This is a genomic window from Maribacter sp. UH1 (genome assembly GCF_056839145.1).
Map to the genome: position 1 here is coordinate 2,015,522 of NZ_CM166387.1, position 18,924 is coordinate 2,034,445.

12 protein-coding genes and 1 tRNA gene are annotated in these 18,924 nt (G+C 35.1%); 6 read left to right on the plus strand and 7 right to left on the minus strand.

What is annotated here, in order from left to right:
- Positions 1-4 precede the first annotated feature (4 nt).
- From UH1x_RS08805 to UH1x_RS08815, 3 genes are all read left to right on the plus strand, one after another.
- Positions 5-955, plus strand: a complete 951-nt coding sequence (locus UH1x_RS08805) for a PorP/SprF family type IX secretion system membrane protein (RefSeq protein WP_482626498.1) — start codon at positions 5-7, stop codon at positions 953-955.
- Positions 956-999: 44 nt separating this feature from the next.
- Complete coding sequence (gene folB / locus UH1x_RS08810; RefSeq protein WP_405411568.1) at positions 1,000-1,371, plus strand: dihydroneopterin aldolase; 372 nt, start codon at positions 1,000-1,002, stop codon at positions 1,369-1,371.
- Positions 1,372-1,459: 88 nt separating this feature from the next.
- A tRNA-Cys gene (locus UH1x_RS08815) sits at positions 1,460-1,533 on the plus strand.
- 84 nt (positions 1,534-1,617) lie between these two features.
- Here UH1x_RS08815 and UH1x_RS08820 read toward each other — a convergent pair.
- Together UH1x_RS08820 and UH1x_RS08825 are read right to left on the minus strand one after the other, a co-directional pair.
- Positions 1,618-2,031, minus strand: a complete 414-nt coding sequence (locus tag UH1x_RS08820) for a DoxX family protein (RefSeq protein WP_482626233.1) — start codon at positions 2,029-2,031, stop codon at positions 1,618-1,620.
- Between the two features lie 6 nt (positions 2,032-2,037).
- Entirely contained in the window at positions 2,038-3,198 is a 1,161-nt protein-coding gene (locus tag UH1x_RS08825; RefSeq protein ID WP_482626234.1) for a DNA polymerase III subunit, read from the minus strand.
- A 125-nt stretch (positions 3,199-3,323) separates the two neighbouring features.
- Here UH1x_RS08825 and UH1x_RS08830 point away from each other — a divergent pair, with 125 nt between their 5' ends.
- From UH1x_RS08830 to UH1x_RS08840, 3 genes are all read left to right on the plus strand, one after another.
- The gene (locus tag UH1x_RS08830; protein ID WP_482626235.1) at positions 3,324-4,514 is read left to right on the plus strand and encodes a phosphoglycerate kinase; all 1,191 of its coding nucleotides are present in this window, start codon (positions 3,324-3,326) and stop codon (positions 4,512-4,514) included.
- Positions 4,515-4,634: 120 nt separating this feature from the next.
- Positions 4,635-6,266 (plus strand): LysM peptidoglycan-binding domain-containing protein, encoded by a 1,632-nt coding sequence (locus tag UH1x_RS08835; RefSeq protein WP_482626236.1) that lies wholly within the window; start codon positions 4,635-4,637, stop codon positions 6,264-6,266.
- 13 nt (positions 6,267-6,279) lie between these two features.
- Positions 6,280-7,284, plus strand: a complete 1,005-nt coding sequence (locus UH1x_RS08840) for a DUF4837 family protein (protein ID WP_482626237.1) — start codon at positions 6,280-6,282, stop codon at positions 7,282-7,284.
- 105 nt (positions 7,285-7,389) lie between these two features.
- Here UH1x_RS08840 and UH1x_RS08845 read toward each other — a convergent pair whose 3' ends face one another.
- The 5 genes from UH1x_RS08845 to UH1x_RS08865 all read right to left on the minus strand — a co-directional run bounded on the left by UH1x_RS08845 (position 7,390) and on the right by UH1x_RS08865 (position 18,621).
- Complete coding sequence (locus UH1x_RS08845; RefSeq protein ID WP_482626238.1) at positions 7,390-7,566, minus strand: DUF6747 family protein; 177 nt, start codon at positions 7,564-7,566, stop codon at positions 7,390-7,392.
- Between the two features lie 295 nt (positions 7,567-7,861).
- A complete protein-coding gene (locus tag UH1x_RS08850; protein ID WP_482626239.1) occupies positions 7,862-10,369 on the minus strand; it encodes an OmpA family protein in 2,508 nt (835 codons plus the stop codon).
- A gap of 333 nt (positions 10,370-10,702) precedes the next feature.
- A complete protein-coding gene (tatA, locus tag UH1x_RS08855) occupies positions 10,703-10,888 on the minus strand; it encodes a twin-arginine translocase TatA/TatE family subunit (protein WP_073241438.1) in 186 nt (61 codons plus the stop codon).
- Between the two features lie 165 nt (positions 10,889-11,053).
- Positions 11,054-11,980 carry a PorP/SprF family type IX secretion system membrane protein gene (locus UH1x_RS08860; protein ID WP_482626240.1) on the minus strand — a complete coding sequence of 309 codons (927 nt, stop codon included), beginning with the start codon at positions 11,978-11,980 and terminating at the stop codon, positions 11,054-11,056.
- 8 nt (positions 11,981-11,988) lie between these two features.
- A complete protein-coding gene (locus UH1x_RS08865) occupies positions 11,989-18,621 on the minus strand; it encodes a T9SS type B sorting domain-containing protein (protein WP_482626241.1) in 6,633 nt (2,210 codons plus the stop codon).
- Between the last annotated feature and the right edge of the window lie 303 nt (positions 18,622-18,924).

Sequence of the window (18,924 nt, forward strand, 5' to 3'; positions counted from 1 at the left end):
AATGATGATGCGGAACAGTCTATTGACACTGGTATTATTTATAAGCGTATTCTCCCTAAGAGGGCAGGAGCTTACTATACCTCAATTATCTCAATATCTAGCCGATAACCCCTTTGTAATGTCCCCAACTTACGCAGGAATCGGTGACCATGTTAAAATAAGACTTAACGGTCTTACACAGTGGGTAGGTATTAAAGATGCACCCGATACCCAATCTCTAGCTGCAGATATGCGTGTTGGTGAGAAATCTGGTATTGGTATGCTATTGTATAATGATAGTAATGGTGAAACTAAGCAACAGGGAGCTCGTTTCTCATTTGCGCATCACCTTACGTTAGACCGTTATGATGATGAGTTTTTATCATTCGGTATTTCGTATAATTTTAACCAGTTTAGAATTGACAATACAAACCCTGAGCTAATAGCCGATCCTGCATATGTAGGTGATAAAGCTACTACAAACCACAATTTTGATATTGGTGCACTTTATAGATATGACAAATTTTATTTTAGTATCAATGCTTCAAATATTTTAGATAAGGATTTAAGTAACTTCAACGCCTTATACGAGCCTAATAGATTAAGAAACTATTATGTGTATACCGGTTATAGATACATGAAGAAAAGAACCAGTAAGATGGAAATCGAGCCATCTGTGTTGTTTCAATTGTTTGAGAGTGATGGTCGTTCTGTTACGGATTTAAACTTGAAATTCAGATTTTACGATTTTGAAGATTATTTCTATGCAGGTGTTAACTATCGTTTCTTGAACGATCAAATTGGTAATCCTCTGTATATAGCTCCTATCGCAGGTTTAAAGAAAAGTAATTTTTACTTCGGATATTCTTATCAAGTAATTCTTAACGAACTTCTTGGATATAGTTCTGGTACGCATGTTATCACCTTAGGGGTAGATTTATTTCAAGGTATCAGTAATTGTCGTTGTACATATTAATCCTTCATGGAGAATCATTAAATTTGATCTCCAGAACATAAATAATGGGTAAAGTACAATTAGAGAATATAAAAGCATATGCCCACCACGGGTGTTTGCCTCAAGAAACTAATATTGGTAGTGATTATTTGGTCAACGTATCCGTTGACACAAACTTATTGATTGCCTCAGTTTCAGATGAGTTGAAAGATACTGTTGATTATGTTCATATCAACAGAATTGTAAAGCAAGAGATGGCTACGCCTTCAAAGTTATTAGAGCATGTAGCCAAAAGAATAATCGACAGAATTTTTGTTGAACTTCCAACCGTAGATGCTGCTATGGTTTCCGTTTCTAAAATTAATCCACCTATAAACGGTGACGTTGAAAAGGTTACGGTATCATTGAATTTGCAAAGGGGACAATCTGTTCAATAATCAATCCGACTTTAAATAAATATAATTTCTTAGTTGTTAATGCAGCTTAAATTGGGAATATTGTTTATTTTTGCTCTCGCTAAAAAATGGCATCGTGGCCGAGTGGCTAGGCACAGCTCTGCAAAAGCTTGTACAGCGGTTCGAATCCGCTCGATGCCTCCAAGACCCTCCTAACTAGGAGGGTCTTTTGTTTCCAAAACGTTGGAATAAAAATGGGTCATCTTTTACAAGTAGTTTTACCTCTTATTAAAAATGATAGCTCTGAGCTTGTAGTAGAAATACAAGAAGAATTGTTGGTATAAAATAAACAGCTATTGTCTTAGCACCTTCATAATCTTTTGCAAGTCTCTGCCCAAATAATAGCATTAGCAATGTTATACCTGATAGTATTGCACCATACAGCGCGAAACTTAATTTCCCGGAACTAAAAATCTCATATACACCTATTACACATAGCAAACCTGCAATAACTTCGGTAACCAAAATAATACCGACCAATAAAGGGACTATGTTTTTAAAAATAGTTTTTGAGAAGTGATCTTTGAGCCAAGATATATTACCGTTCCAATCGGTTATTTTATCAAATCCGCTTTGTAAAAAGGTGATAATCAAAAATAAGAGCAACAATATTACAGTAGAATTTTTTAGTAAAATATTCATGGTGGTTTATTTAAGTTCAGACTTCTTTCTGTGAAGTAGTCTAGTTAGTTTAATAGAAAGGTCGGTAAATATGATTTTAGAATTCCCATTTCTTTCCACATGGTAAATAGCATCTTCTAGCTCTTTGGTAATGTCCAAAATATTGTTTTCATGTACAAAAGGTGCAAATTTCTTTAGTTGAAATCCTTCGGCATGTATTTTTAGATAAGCAAGTTCTTCAGCGCCATAATTGATCATTAAAGCTTGCCTCATCACGGTAATGCAATAACTTAGAAAGTTCTTCTGTGTTTCTCTACCGGTTTTTGCAACTTCTTCGCTCCATAATAACAATTCATGGATTGCGGCTTTGTTACCTTTTGCCTTGAATGCGGTTCTTACCCATTGTACAAACCAATTTTCAAACACAAGGTCTTCAGAATCTTTGTTTAAAAGGTCTAGAGCTTTGTTATAATTACCGTTGGCTTCGTGAGCCAATAGCATTGCTTCTGCATTGCTTGCCCCTTTCTCACTTAAAGCCGTGGCTATGGCGTCTTCCGCCAAAGGAGGAAAATGAACTATTTGGCATCTAGATTTTATGGTCTGTATAATTTGCTCCTCGTCCTCGCACAATAGTAAGAAGATGGTTTTATCTGGCGGTTCTTCAATCAGTTTTAATAGTTTGTTTGAAGCAGCCGTGTTCATCTTTTCAGCCATCCAAATAAGCATCACCTTATATCCGCCTTCATAAGATTTTAAGGATAATTTTTTTACGATATCCTGTGCTTCATCAACACCAATTTGACCTTGTTTCTTTTCAATTTCAATATGGCGATACCAATCGAACAGATTTCCATAAGGCTGTTCCGTAATAAACTCTCGCCACTCTTTCATGTAATGGTTGCTTACGGCGTGAGATTTCACCTTATCGGAATTAGAAACAGGAAATGCAAAATGAACATCTGGGTGGGCAAACGACTTGAACTTTAAATTACAAGCTTCATTGCCACCACTGTTATCTCCGTTAGTGTTCTGACAGATAATATATTGAGCATAAGCCAATGCCATAGGCAAAAGACCGCACCCCTCTGGACCAACAAATAGCTGGGCATGTGGTATTCTACCTGCATCTGCACTAGAGGACAAATGCGTTTTAATATGTGAAAGTCCTAAAATTTCATTGAATAACATAGATTCAAATATAGTTGTTTAAAGCACAACAAATTTAATGGTATTGGGTGTAAATTATCCTAAATAGCACTTTATCACAAGCCATTTAATCTTTACATTTGTTACCTAACAAAAGGTAATATCACATGAAAGTATTGAATGACTTTAATTTTGAAGATAAAAAGGCGTTAATTAGAGTGGACTTCAATGTTCCTTTAAATGACCAGTTTGAAGTAACTGATAACACTAGAATTCAGGCAGCTAAGCCAACAATCATAAAAGTGTTGGAAGATGGCGGTAGTGCTGTGTTAATGAGTCATTTGGGAAGGCCAAAAGGGGAACGCAATCCAGATTTGTCTTTAAGCCATATTGTAGATGCTGTTTCTGATGTTATTGGTGTAGCTGTAAAGTTTGTTGCAGATTGTGTTGGTGCAGAAGCTGAAAAAGCAGTTGCGGAATTAAAAAGTGGAGAGGTACTTTTATTGGAGAACCTTAGATTTCATAGCGAAGAAGAAAAAGGAGACGAAGCTTTTGCTGAGCAACTTTCTAAATTAGGTGATATATATGTAAATGATGCTTTTGGTACGGCACACCGTGCACATGCATCAACTACAGTAATAGCTAAATTTTTTCCGGAAGCTAAATGTTTTGGATATTTATTAGCGAAAGAAATAGAAGCGATCGATAAAGTGATGGCTACTGGTGAAAAACCTGTTTTGGCAATTCTTGGCGGAGCAAAGGTTTCTTCTAAGATTACGATTATTGAAAACATACTTGATAAGATAGATGATCTTATCATTGGTGGGGGTATGACTTATACCTTTATTAAGGCTCAAGGAGGTAAAATAGGAGATTCTATTTGTGAAGACGATAAAATGGAACTTGCTATGGAGATTCTTGAACAGGCTAAACAGAAGAATGTAAACGTTCATATACCTGTAGACGTAATTGCTGCAGATGCTTTTGATGCAAGCGCAAATACCCAAGTGGTAGATGTAGATAAAATACCAGATGGTTGGCAAGGATTAGATGCCGGACCTGATACTTTACAAAACTTCAAAAAAGTGATTCTAGCTTCTAAGACTATTCTTTGGAACGGACCAATTGGTGTTTTTGAAATGGAGAAATTTGCTGCCGGGACAATAGCTGTTGGTGATTATATTGCTGAAGCTACCAAAGAAGGTGCATTTTCTTTAGTTGGTGGTGGAGATTCAGTTGCCGCAGTGAAACAATTTGGCTTTGAAAACAAAGTTAGTTATGTATCAACAGGCGGAGGTGCAATGTTAGAAAGTTTAGAAGGTAAAACATTACCTGGGATCGCTGCTATATTAGACTAGTAAAGGGGTTATCGATAAACGGCATACAACGAAAATTTGTGCATTTTAAGAGAAATTATTTTATTCTCATTAAAAAATGTACGATTTTCGTTTGTTCCGTTAACATATTTTCACCCCATTATGAAGAAAGTAGCCTATAACTGTTTTTATTTTTTAGGATTAAGCTTAGTTCCTATTTTAGGATCGGCACAACAACAGGATACAGTCACAACTGTTTCAGACTCTTTGACCACTACCACAATAGTCGTAAGTGATTCATTGAAAAATGAAGCTCCGATAGGTCAATTGAGTATCGTACAAAATTCTCAAACAGAAGATTTAACGCTATTTAAACCTACAGAATCTTCTTCTTATAATCTTCAGGATAACGCTTTGGCAGCCAAGTTTGATAGTCTTTGGATGAAAGAACTTGTAGACGCGGCACCTCTTTACAATGAAATGTACGAGGAAATCTTAGTTGAGCCCGATACAGCTTCTACCTTCGTTTTAGATTTGCCTACAGATACACTGAAGATGCGTTTGGCAAGATTAAACGCAAAAACACCTTTTAACGTTGAGTACAATAAGTCTTTAGAAAGTGTTATCAAATCATTTTTAACCAGAAAAAGGGGTTTAATGGAGCGTATGCTTACCATTAGCCAATTTTACTTTCCTTTATTTGAACAAGAATTTGACAATAAGAATATTCCATTAGAAATGAAATATTTGTCTATTGTTGAATCTGCATTAAATCCTAAAGCACGTTCAAGAGTGGGTGCAACAGGTCTTTGGCAATTTATGTACGGTACGGGTAAAGAAATGAAATTGAATATCAATAGTTATGTAGATGAGCGTAGCGACCCTATAAAATCTACAGCTGCAGCTGCTAACTATCTAAATAGATTACATAGAATATATGATGATTGGGATTTGGCATTGGCAGCCTATAATTCTGGTCCAGGTAATGTAAACAAGGCTATACGTAGAAGTGGCGGTCAACGTAATTACTGGAATATTAGAAGAAACCTACCAAGGGAAACCGCTGGTTATGTTCCTGCTTTTCAAGCCACCATGTACATATTTGAATATGCAGAAGAGCACGGCTTAAAATCAAAAAAAACAGACCGCGCATATTTTGAAACGGATACCATACATGTAAAAAGCTTAATTACATTCGATCAAATTTCTGAATTAGCGGCTATTGATAAAGAAGAGCTAAAGGTCCTTAATCCTCATTATAAACTAGATGTTATTCCTTTTATAGAAGGTAAACCTCATGCATTAAGATTGCCTGTTCATAAAATGGGAAAATTTGTGGCTAACGAAGAAGCAATTTATGCTCATGTGGAAAAGGAATTGAAGAGTAAAGAAAGTCCGATAGCTCAAATTACAAAGCAAGCAGACGCAAATAGTATTAGATATAAAGTTAGAGATGGTGATTTTCTTGGTAAAATTGCGGAACGTTACGGAGTACGTGTAAGCCAATTAAAGCAATGGAATGGTTTAAGAAGTAATAATTTACGTATTGGACAACGTTTAACCATATACCCTAGAAAAAAAGCTAGCTCTTCTGTAAAACCTAAGGAAACCCCTTCTAGAACGGCAGTTGCAAGTAATTCTAAAACTCATGAGGTTAGGAGTGGAGACAGTTTATGGACGATTTCTAGAAAATATCCTGGTGTAACTATTGAAAATTTACGAAAGTGGAACGGTATTAGTGGTAATAATTTAAAACTAGGCACAAAACTTAAATTGTGCGACTGTTCATCGTAAATTAAAAACACCAATGAAAAAAAGAATTTTACTTTGTTTTATGGCAATTTTAGGATTGTCAATTGCCTGTAAAGAAGAGGGCAAAGCAGATTACTTACCAGAATCTGTAGGCGCTATGAACACCTTAACAGTGGTTATTGATAACGACCTTTGGAATAGTAGTGTAGGTGATGCTATTCGTGAAAATTATACAGCTGCTGCCCAAGGACTAACTTGGGATGAAGCTCTTTTTAGCGTAACACAAATACCACAACAGATTTTTTCCGGTGCTATACGTAATACCAGTTCTGTACTTTATGTTATGGAAGATACCCTTAATGTTGCGCATATGAAATCAAACATGTATGCCAAGCCACAGAAAGTAGGTGTCATCAAAGGATTGAATAAAGAAGAGTTAATAGCAAATATTCATAAAACCGCTCCAGAGTTTATTGCCGATTTTAAAGCATTGGAAATTGGTAAGGCGCAAAAGCGTTTTGAGAAGTCTTTGAATAAAGAAAAGGCGCTAGAGGACAAGTTTGATATTTCAATGAAAATACCTTCTATATATAGAGTGGGTAGAGAAGAAGATAACTTTGTATGGATAGATCGTCAAATTCAGAAGGGAAACATGAATATTATCGCATACACCATGCCATGGGATAGTTTTCAGAACGATTCTACTTTTGTACAGGATATTATAAAGATGCGCGATTCTATTGGCGGACTTTATATTGGTGGTGAAGATATACCTGGCAAGCAAAATCATATGATTACAGAAAAAGCTTTTTCTCCATATGTCTTCCCTGCTGAGGTTTCAGGTAAAAAAGCAGCAGAGGTAAGGGGAATTTGGGAAATGTCGGCTTATCCAATGGCAGGTCCGTTTTTAACCTATATTATTAGCGATAAAGAGAACAATCGTAAATTAATTATCGAAGGTTTTGTTTTTGCTCCTGCAACTAAGAAAAGAGATTACATGTTCGAACTAGAGGCGATTATGAAATCTGTTAAGTTCAATGTTAACGAGGAAAGTAAATAACTACTACTTATTTAATATTATAAAAAGCAAAAGGCTCAGGAATTACCTGAGCCTTTTTTATATTAATACCGTTTGTTCTAAAATGAGAACTTAACTATTTCTGTATTATAAGTTGCTGAAAGAAAAGCCTGTAGATACTCTAAAAATTAGGGCATAAGAAGCATATGCTATCAATACAAAACATAACCAGGAGAATATTTTAAAATAATGTTCTAAAATGAAGCTTTTCCAGTTTCTAAAGGCTTCAATGTAGATTTCTTTGACTAAAGTAATTTTTTCCATGTTCATTGATTTAGGAGTTCTTCCGTAAAGATGTTCAATCTTAATGCCTTTATTGAAAAGTTTAGGTAAAAAACCCAATTACTCTATAAAATGTAACCGGTTGAGATGCTTATCTTTTAACTGTAAAAATGATAGATTAACTACACATTTCAAATGTTCAAGTTGGTTGATACATAACAGCTTGCATAACCAATCATGAATGTATTTACTTTGAAAGTACAATTCCTTGAATGTGATATAAAACAAAAGACCCGCTATGTAGCGGGTCTTTTGTTTCATAGATGTTATTTTAATATTACATATCTACGATTATGAACTCTGATCTACGGTTTAAGTAGTGTTGTTCTTCTGTACAACGAATGGTACCATCACAATCGTTTATTAATCGTTCTTCTCCATAACCAATAGCGCTTTCAATTCTGCTTGGGTCTATACCTTGAGAAATGATATAGTCTCTGGTAGACTTAGCACGTTTGTCAGATAAGTATTTGTTATATACCGCTGCACCCCTTGAATCTGTATGAGATTCTATTTTTATGACCATATTTGGCGAATCGTTCATTACTTCAATTAGCTTGTTAAGTTCTACAGCAGCATCGTCACGTATGTATGATTTATCAAAGTCAAAGTGGATCATCTCTGTCTTAAGCTTCTTGATACCATTTTCAACAGCGATCATATCATTAAGTTTTCTCATTGAGATATCTACGTTGACAATTTCATTGTCTTTAGTTGCAGCTTCTCTTGTATCGTCAAAGTATGAACCTTTGGTGGTTTTTAATACATATCTAGTATCAGCATCTAAATCTTCGAAAATGAAGTTACCGTTTTCATCGGTTTCCATTTCTTTAAGTTTAATGTTGTTTTCATCTAGCAGCTCCACTAATGCATTAGGCATTAAATCACCAGTGATCAATTCTGTTACCACACCAGCAATAGCATTTATACTAGTTGGTATTTCTTCAACTTCCAATGTTTTAAATGAATAGATATCATCATCGCCCTTACCGCCATCACGATTAGATGCGAAATATCCTTTTTGAGTTTCTTCGTTTACTATAAATGAAAAGTCATCTTTACTACTATTAACGGGCTTACCTACATTACGTACTTCTAAAAAGCCGGCTTCATCATCAAAGGCAACTTCAAATACATCTAAACCACCTAAACCTACATGACCGTCAGATGAGAAATATAATTTCTTGTCATTTATGAAAGGAAACATTTCCTTATGCTCCGTATTAATTTCTGGACCAAGGTTTCTTGGAGAAGAGAAAGAACCATCTTCAAGTACATCTACTACAAAAATATCCGTATCACCAATACTACCTGGCATATCAGAAACGAAATATAATTGCTTTCCGTCAGGGCTCAATGCAGGGTGACCGGTAGAATAGTTATCACTATTAAAAGATACTTCTTCTGCCTCTGACCATTCTCCATCTACTTTTTTAGATCGATAAATTTTAAGGTGATTGATACCATTCTTATCTCTCTTTAATTTTTTACCATAATTGTTTCTAGTAAAATACATGGTCTCATTATCTGGAGAGAACGCTACAGAAGCTTCGTGGTATTTAGTGTTTATTTTTTTAGAGAACTTAATGGCATCTTTAAAGTCTTGAGACTCTTCATTTACCTTTGCAACGAATAAATCTAAATAAGGCTGATTGTTCCATTTATACTTTCTGGTATTAAATATAGATGAATCTTTAGCAGATGCATAAACCATTTCGTCACCACCATAATACATAGGTGAAAATTCAGAGTACTTAGAATTTATATTTAGGTTGTCGATATCAAACCTTTCTTCCATTCTTAACAGTCCGTCCAAAACTATTTCGTTTTGTTCAATGTCTTGCTCAATTTCTTCACCTGCTAATTTCTTATTGTAAAGTTTTAAAAGACGTTTAGACCTTTTGTAGTTTCCAATACCTTTAAGAGAGTGTGCATACTTAAATAGGTAGTCAGAACTCATGTCAGACTCATATTTAGTATATAATATGTTATACCATTTATATGCGTTTTCCATATCGGTATTAAAGTAATGGGCATCACCCGCTTTCTTTAATACATCATATGTATAAGCTTTTTCTCCTTTAGATAAAGCTTGCTCATATATTTTAGCAGCTTCTGCATACCACATTTTATCAAAATACTCATCTGCTCTTTTTATAAGTTTAGATTTAACCGCTGGGTCGTTCTCTTTAGATGATGTAAGCATTTCATAAGAAACCTCTTCTACTGGTATTGCTTCTGTTTCTAATTCAGTTACAGGTGTTGTTTGTAATACTGAGGTAGCTTCTATTTCTGATACTGTTGGTAATTCAGAAACAGCTTCTGTCTCATTATATATATTACTGTTAATCATTTTAAGAACCCATACTTCATCATCGTAACGATTATCAAATTCTGTTGAACAATCGTTTAATGCTTCTTCCCAAGAAGTATAATGGTTTAAGTATAAATAATATAATAGGTTTTGAGGATTTTGAAAGTATCCTGCGTTAAACCCTTTTCTAGTTAATTTTTTAATTTGGGACTTTAGATTTTTGTCTTTTGAAAAAGTGCCAGCTACAACGTAGTATCCGTTTTCAGTTTCTGGAATATCATGAAAGGCTCTGTATGGAATAGACAATGCTTCAGCAGCTCTTTGAAAATCTTTTTTGTCGTTTTCTTCAGCTACCGATACTATTGGGTTTTCGATGTTATTTGATACATCGGACTCTAGTTCATCTTGAAAACCTTGAGCTTGGGCAAAAACGATAAAGACCAGAAAAAATAAATTTATTACACTTCTCATAGACATAATTCTTAGTTGAACGTTACGGTCAACTGGGGTTTTAAGTATAGTACCAACGGTTAGTTATGGATTTTTAGTACTATAAGTCTAACGAAATTAGTAGTAAAGCGATATTCTGAATATTAATTGTTGTGAAAGAGGGTTTTTATGTCGTGAATGATTAGTATTTAGTAGCTTCATCACTAAATTTTAGCCGATAAACCGATAATTTGACCATTTTGTAGATGTTTTTGGTCTCTTATTATCTCGTAAAAAAGTAGAAAAAAATTGAAATCATAAAAAAAGCCTTGAATATCAAGGCTTTATAAATTATTGGAAAGGATAATGTATTTCTTATTCCTTTTTCTTTTCTTCTAATTGCTCATCTTCTTTGGAAGCATCCTTAAACTCTTTAATTCCACTACCCAAACCTCTCATTAGTTCAGGAATCTTTTTCCCTCCGAACAAAAGTAGAATTACGACTACCACTAATATGATTTGTGGAGCGCCTATGGCCAAAAAAGTAGATAATATTGTCATAAGACTATGATTTAAAATGGATTTCAAAGATACTAAAAAGTTCTTAGTTTGCTGTTAATATTAATAGCAAGTGATTTTTTATTTATTAGAACAAGCTACTTAGATTAATTTTACATAAAATACTATATGGTATAATTCATAAAGACCTTAAGTTTACTATTATATTTAGAAGAAACGCGGAGATTTAATCCTTGTAATTTTAGATATTAATTGGTAACGTAGAAATATTTCATGTGTACCAGAATTATAGGTTCCCAAATTATTAGTTGTTAAATCATAGGTATATCCCAAATTGAATTGTGGATTTATTTGAAAGCCCAATAAAGCTCCAATTGAATCATCCCATCTATAATTTACACCTAATGTCAATGTTTCATTAAATAAGAAATTTAAAGACAAATCCGCAATTATAGGTGCTCCCTCAACATATTTTACAAAAGTTGAAGGCTTAAATTTTATGTCAGAGTTTAGATTGAAAACATAACCGGCTATTAAATACAGGTGCATTCTCTCTGTACCCACGGCTTCTTCTATGGCATCATACCGTTTGTTATATAATACATTAGGTGTGGATAAACCCAGGTAAGCATGGTCAGTATAATAGAACAAACCCACACCTACAGATGGTAAGAGTTCACTATTTATATTTTCATTGAAAAGAACATCTGGATCTCTGTATGTACCTTTAGACCAATCTACACTAAGAAAACGAGCGCCGGCTTTTAAACCTAAAGCTAATTTATCTCCCTTTCTATTCAAAGTAATATTATGTGCATAATTAAGATCTAAAAACGTCTCTGAGGAAGGCCCTATTTGATCTTGTACAATAGAAAAACCAATACCGTCAGAGCTATTATATGGGGAATCTATTCCTAGTGATATTGTTTTAGGCGATCCATCTATACCTACCCACTGACTTCTAAATAAAGTGGTAACGGTCAAATGACCTTTAGAACCTGTATAAGCAGGGTTTACAGTCATAGTGTTATAGTTGTATTGAGTATACTGCGGTTCTTGTTGTGCATGTGCTCTCATTAATCCAAAAAGGATTAAGATGAGCAATGGGACCATGTTGTATATTTTTAACTTCATTCTAGCATTTATCTAGTTATATATAACCAACCTGTTTTTGCATCGTTAATATCTTCATTAGGTACTAGTATATAATAATAGGTACCTACCGGTAGTTTTTCATTTCCATTAACGGTGGCTCTACCTTGAGAAGTACCGTCCCAATCATTTATATATCCTTTAGTTTCATACACCAAGGTTCCCCAACGATTAAATACTTGTAAGGTATTGTTTGGGTAATCTTCAATACATTCGATAAAGAAGAATTCATTACTACCATCGCCATTTGGCGAAAACTCATTAAAAATGACCAAACAATCTTCTTCTAAAGGTTCATTTATGTTTACGGTTGCCTCATCCCGATTATTACTGGTATTCGAATCTATTTGATCAACATAATCTACACTGGCTACATTAGTATAGTCTTCTGCGTCTTGTACTATTACGGTTAAAAGAAGTTCTGCGGTTTCACCAGGTAAGAGAACAGATATATCCCAGAACCCCGTTTCTGCATCGTAAGTTCCTAGACTACTATTTTGCTCTACTAAAACAAAACCATTAGGTATATTTTCAGTAATACTTAGATTCGTTGCTTCTAAACTTCCAATGTTGCTTGCGGTAATTGTAAAAATAACTTCATCACCTATTTCTGCAGATTCTGCAGAGACTGATTTATCAATTGAAATGTCAGTTGATGGAGCGTTAATTTCATATTCGCTTTCGTCATCCTCGTTAGGAGTATTCGGGTCGTAGTTGTTGGCATTAGAATCAGAATCGGCTTCATTTACTTGGGTTACTTGAGCAACATTTTTATATTCCCCTTCTGTACCTTTTGGTATATTTACTACAACACTATAGGATATTGTTAGACTTTCTACACCTAATGAAGCAATGTTCCATGTAATGGTGTCATTTGAAAAGGTGCCGCCATCGGATATTGAAGTTGCAATAACAACTAACCCAGGGGGTACATAATCTTCAATAACAATACCTGTAGCTAAATCTGGACCAGCATTTGTTAGCGTTATTTCATAAGTAATTCTTTCATCTATATTCGGAATAGGATTAGAATCCGATGATAAAGACTTTATTAATGATAGATCTGCGTTATTGATGGATATAGTATCAACGGAATCTTCATCATCTTCAGATTGGTCTCCGTCATCATTGTTCGGAGTAGAATTAGGATCTGTTTGGTCACTTGCGGTTAATTGCGCTATGTTTTTATATTCATCTGTTGCTCCAGTAGGTGCATTGACCGATACATCATAAGTCAAAGAAGTTGTGCCAACAGTAACAGTTGCTAAATCCCAAGTAATAGTTGAACCTGTTAAAGTTCCACCATTAGAAATAGTAGCAACATCGACAGTATATCCAACAGGAACAACATCTTCAATACTAACATTTGTAGCATCGTTCGGTCCGGCATTTGCCAAATCAATAGTAAACGTAATAACATCCGAAATATCGGGATTTATATCCGACACAGATTTATTCAAAGACAGGTCTGCTTGCATAGCAACGCTCACGGTGTCAACGGAATCTTCATCATCTTCAGATTGATCTCCGTCATCATTGTTAGGCTTAGAATTAGGATCGGTTTGGTCACTTGCGGTTACTTGCGCTATGTTTTTATATTCATCCGTTGCTCCAGTAGGTGTGTTGACCGATACATCATAAGTTAATGAAGTTGTGCCAGTAGTAACTGTCGCTAAATTCCAAGTAATAGTTGAACCTGTTAAAGTTCCACCATTAGAAATAGTAGCAACATCGACAGTATACCCAACAGGAACAACATCTTCAACACTTACATTGGTTGCATCATTTGGACCGGCATTTGCCAAATCAATGGTAAACGTAATAACATCGAACACTTCAGGATTTGTATCCGACACAGATTTATTCAAAGACAGATTTGCGGAGTTATCAGTTGAGGCAATTAAAAATGTTACCGTATTACAGAAGCAATTTCCAACGGCAGGTTCTAATTCTATTAATAGATTGCCTCCGGCGCCACAAAAGTCACTCGTTGTAAAAGAAGCAGTTTCATTTATCGTATTACCGCTTATAATCTCGGCGTCCAAATTACCAGTGTAGATTGCTGTACCAGATTTATTATTAGAAGCATCAGTACAGTAAACAGCGTAAGTTGCTCCTGATGCTACAGTATATGCTCCAATATTTTCAATGCTAAAATCTAAGTCATACGTATAATCCGTACCGTTATTTACATAAGTAGCTTGTGGCGCAGGATTTGCAACTGCAATTTCAGATTTAAATGTTTCCACGGGAATAGTGGCATTACCAGTTGCAATTTCTGTTGTACCACATGAAACACCCATACAACTTAACGCATTTGTAGTTACATATGTAGTTAAATCAATATTGGCTGTACTAGTACAACTCGTCGATTGATTGCTAATATCAAAACCGTAAGTTAAAGTATCGGCAGATGTTGCACCTTGTGGTAATTTTAACTCTATTTCTTGATGACCACCTACTGTACTTGTGCCTACATAAGTAAGTTGTAAAGCACTGGTAGATGTAAATGAGGAAGCTACATATTGTATACCATCTGGTAAAACCACACGAACATAATCATCATTACCAGACACACCATCAACAATAATAGTATTTACACTTACCGTTTCTGCTTCACAGCCTTCTAATCTTGCGGTGTTTGAAACAGATAAACTGTTATTGGTGCTGTAAGGTGGTTCTGCACCAGTTAATATAATAGGATTTGCAGATGTTCTACTACCACTTCCTGTAGCTGGTTCCCCAAAAGGACTATTGCCATACATTGTATATGCCGTACCTGTGTTAGACACATAATTACACTGCGCATTTAAAGTAAGGCTAATTATAGCAATTTGTTCTTCTATAGATGCTGCATTCAATGATCCAGGTATACCATTTATTGCTGCAATAAATGAGTGGTCTAATAGGTTAATGGATACATTATTTCCGGATATTATTGGTGTTAAGGTTTCTATATTACCCGATCCTCTAGGGTATTCAATTGTAAGATCGTTGATTAATAGCGCTGAAATATCACCAGGCACATCAAAATCGACAATAGGAGAAATTAAATCTCCTTCTCCAGCGTTTCTTGCTTCAAGGGTAATATTAAAATCTGTACACGTATCAACGGTTGTACTTGGCTGATTTAATATTTGTAATTGAATTGCTGCCGGAACCGGATTTAATGTGAAAACTTCTTCATCATAATATGAAATACCACTATAGCTTGTTGGGTAGGCTATACAATCATAATTATGTGAAATACTTAAGTCAATTGGAATATTGGTATTATAGGTGCCTTCAAACCTAATTTGTCTGCAGACCCAAGATCCATCTTCCATATCACCAAATTGAATATAGGTAACATCATTTTCACTTGTAAAAGTTAGCGCGGTTTCTGTAACGCCATCTACTAAGTACGCATTGGTAATCATGTAATTTGCGCCGGTATCTACACGCAGCCAATTGTTGACAATTTCTGTGGAGTTTTGTTTACAGATATCAACAGTAAAGCCTTCTAACTCTGAGTTGCCTATTTCTGTAGGGTTATCAGATGACAAAAAGTAAACAGGTTGGTTATATGTAAAATCTTCAGTGTCGGTTTCTGTTTTTCTAACTGGTGTATCCGCATAAGCATATTCATCATAAGTGACAGATATATTATGAGAACTTATTGAAGGTGTTGCACTAGTTGCTATTAAGTTGATCGAGACACTAGGATAGTTATTTCCGCCTTGATCTAAATGTACAAATCTAGTACCAGGTGTTATAGTAACAATATTACCTGATACAGAATAATCTAATCCATTATTCCATGATGTAGCATCTTCATTTTCAGGCATTAGACTTGGATATCCATAACTGGTTACAAGATCATTAATGTGCATGCCGGTTGGTATTTCAATGGTTGTGGAATTCCATAATAACGGAGGTCTAAATTCATCAGGGAATTTGTCATCTACGGATGAAGCTTGCGCTAAACCTACGTAAAGCCATTTTTCATCGCACCCGTCTGTATGATTATCAATGTCTGCGGTAATATTTATTTCGTTTTGGAAGAAGTGTGCCCTCTCATTATACGCACCACAATCTATTTGATTATTGGAACTATCCAAGCTATAAAACCGTCCTTGAAATACATGAAATTGATACAGGAAAGCTTCATCTGGGAAGTCTTCTTTGTATTGAAATGTAAGCTCTAAAGATATTTCATCAGCTTCCAATCCTTCTCCATATTCATAGGTAGGAGAGATTAATGTTTGGTAAGATGATAAGTCTAATGTAAAACGATTGTCATTAGTGTCTTGTGTGGTAATTACCGGAGTATTGGTAATAGGAAATGTCTGTGGTGTTCCAGAAGAAAGGTCATGTATGGTAATAGTTCCGCCTGTAAACCCAATAATATCATCCATGTTTTCACCGGTTTCAGTGATGTATCGCATTTCAAATACTAAGTTATCTTGAGTTGTATTTTGCATTACAGCCCTAGTAGTTACCACCATTTCATCTTTAGGCATGTAATATTTGGTAGCATGAGCATCTGGGTCTAAAATCACTTTGGTGCTCATGGTGTTGTCTGTCCACCCTGCGGTAGTCCTGTTTGCATCAAAAGAGGTTGTCATTGGAGCACTACAAGCATTTGGACAATGAGTTGTTATATTAAAAGACCCACAGTGTAAATCTTTACTGTAACATGAACTTTCGTAAGAAGTGGTATAATCTAAAGATAGATTTTCAGGACCTGTATATGTGCTACAATCAATATTTAAAGAAAAATTAATAGGTATTTGTAACCAAAAGGAATTGTATTCAAAATCTTCTAGTTGGGTTTCGGTGAAAATAATTTGATTACCCACCTGTACATAACGTGCATCTGCACTAGGGTCTAATGAAACTCCGGTAGGTATATCAAGAACCGCTCTGTATATAGTAGAGGGGTCATTAGAAAACATTTCAATACCATTACAGGTTGGCGATTGATTTGAGGCAATGAAATTTCCTATAAATGATAGATTGAAAACAGAACCGTCTTCTGCGTCCAAATCATAATCTTCAGGAAAATCTTCATTGAACAATGCCGCCCTATTTACATAATGTCTTTCTAGCTCTTCACGGACGGACTTATTACTGCCACCGCAAGTATTTACCGCCCAGGCATCCATATTTAAGCTAGCACTTTTTGAGTACTCTGCATCATAAGGGTCGCAAGCAGGTGTTATCTGCAACATTGATAGATCAACATTGATTTCTGTAAAATCACCAGGTAATAAATCGTCAAAGAAACCATCACCATCTAAATCTTGTAATCCTCCTGGTCCGTCAGGATCTGTAGTAAAGAAATCTTGACCAACGAGATAAGACCCTAAACCTAGAGAGCTTCCTGTGGTCGTGTTTTCCCATCTTACCGGGGTAAATGAAGATCCACCTGTAAATCTGAAGTTAGATAATTGTCTATTTGTATCGTTATCATCTCCGTACATAGGATTAAAACCTATGCCAGACATTCTATTGTCCCAAGTATAACCGATATTAAAATTAACGTTATAGGCATTATCTGCACTTGTGTCGTTTTCTAGTCTGTATGTATAGGTTACAGGGGCATCCCATTGTGGGCGTGGATCGCTTATTGTTTGAAATGAAATATCTGACCATTCTTGATTGAAACCAATAAAACCCGGTATTGCAGCTCCAATTTGGCAATACGTACCAGCGGTACATCCCCATCTAGGACTATGGGTCGTAGATTGATTGTCTGTACAATTGGTTAATACCAACTGTTCTACTAAAGTGATATCTTCATTTTCAAAAAGATTATCCCCATCACCCACTTGACCCATAAATGGAGCTGAGTTTAGATCGATGTTATATGAATAGAAATCGCCACTTATAGAAGGTGTTAAAACAGTGCCATTAAAAGAAAGTTCATAGTTGGCTTGTAAACCCGGACTGACTTCTACAATATGGTCAAATTGAGAGATGCTGCCGTTACCAGAATTATTAATAACTACATTTCTATTGGTTATATCGCCTACAAAGGCATCTACTGCGCTAATATCATTTACTGCTAAGTATGCTGTTAAGAGTGTGTAACCGTTGGATGTTAGGTCGGTATTATTAGCTGTTTTAGTCGTTGTATTTTGTGTGTAATTTATGGTGTGTACATCTTTAAAAAGTCCGCCATCGTATGAGAATTGTACAGCATCGCAATCTCCTGTTTTTTCAAACGTAAATGTAACTACATCAGAAATTTGCCAATTTGCGTTAGAAGGTCTTTCAATTTGAAAAATAGGTTGATTTACATCTGTAATATCGAATTCCGATAAAATAAAATCCGCAGAGCCGGTTTGAGAATCGATAACTGCTGTTCCGGTTTTATAGGAAATACCATCTGGCAGGTCAAGACTAATTTTAAAAGTATGTAGTTGAGCAGCTTTTGCGGCAATGCTAAGAGTACTACTGCCATCATTTAATCCACCGCAAACACCCATATTAGTAGAGCTAAGTTCTACGCGGTAGTCAGAATTATTTATTTGAGCGTAACCAATGTTTATAATCGTAAAAAATAAAAAAGCGGCAATTAATACCGTTGAGCTTTTTAAATTACGAATCTGTTTGATATGAGATTGAGGATGTATCATTAAGTACTTGATAATCAAGTTTTAATTTCGATAGGTTAGTGGATTGATTTAACACTTAACTCAAATCTAACTATGTAGACGGGTAAACAGTAATTTTTGTTGTCAACAGATGATATAGCGTGGTAATACAATCATTTATTTGATGTTTAAATTATTAGTAGGAATAAACTTACATATAAAATTTGATTACATATGGGAAATGAAAAAGGTTGAAAATTGATTTTTCATTTGTGATTAGGCAGGTAATTTTTAGATGTTTTTTATGAATGTAAAATGTAGAGAATGCTGTAATTAATTTAAGTT

Excerpts from the sequence above, each read along its gene's own strand:
- UH1x_RS08860 (WP_482626240.1), bottom strand. The coding sequence starts at position 11,980 with ATGAAGTTAAAAATATACAACATGGTCCCATTGCTCATCTTAATCCTT.
- UH1x_RS08840 (WP_482626237.1), top strand. The coding sequence starts at position 6,280 with ATGAAAAAAAGAATTTTACTTTGTTTTATGGCAATTTTAGGATTGTCA.
- UH1x_RS08850 (WP_482626239.1), bottom strand. The coding sequence starts at position 10,369 with ATGAGAAGTGTAATAAATTTATTTTTTCTGGTCTTTATCGTTTTTGCC.
- UH1x_RS08805 (WP_482626498.1), top strand. The coding sequence starts at position 5 with ATGATGCGGAACAGTCTATTGACACTGGTATTATTTATAAGCGTATTC.
- folB (WP_405411568.1), top strand. The coding sequence starts at position 1,000 with ATGGGTAAAGTACAATTAGAGAATATAAAAGCATATGCCCACCACGGG.
- UH1x_RS08825 (WP_482626234.1), bottom strand. The coding sequence starts at position 3,198 with ATGTTATTCAATGAAATTTTAGGACTTTCACATATTAAAACGCATTTG.
- UH1x_RS08845 (WP_482626238.1), bottom strand. The coding sequence starts at position 7,566 with ATGGAAAAAATTACTTTAGTCAAAGAAATCTACATTGAAGCCTTTAGA.
- UH1x_RS08835 (WP_482626236.1), top strand. The coding sequence starts at position 4,635 with ATGAAGAAAGTAGCCTATAACTGTTTTTATTTTTTAGGATTAAGCTTA.
- UH1x_RS08820 (WP_482626233.1), bottom strand. The coding sequence starts at position 2,031 with ATGAATATTTTACTAAAAAATTCTACTGTAATATTGTTGCTCTTATTT.
- tatA (WP_073241438.1), bottom strand. The coding sequence starts at position 10,888 with ATGACAATATTATCTACTTTTTTGGCCATAGGCGCTCCACAAATCATA.
- UH1x_RS08830 (WP_482626235.1), top strand. The coding sequence starts at position 3,324 with ATGAAAGTATTGAATGACTTTAATTTTGAAGATAAAAAGGCGTTAATT.
- UH1x_RS08865 (WP_482626241.1), bottom strand. The coding sequence starts at position 18,621 with ATGATACATCCTCAATCTCATATCAAACAGATTCGTAATTTAAAAAGC.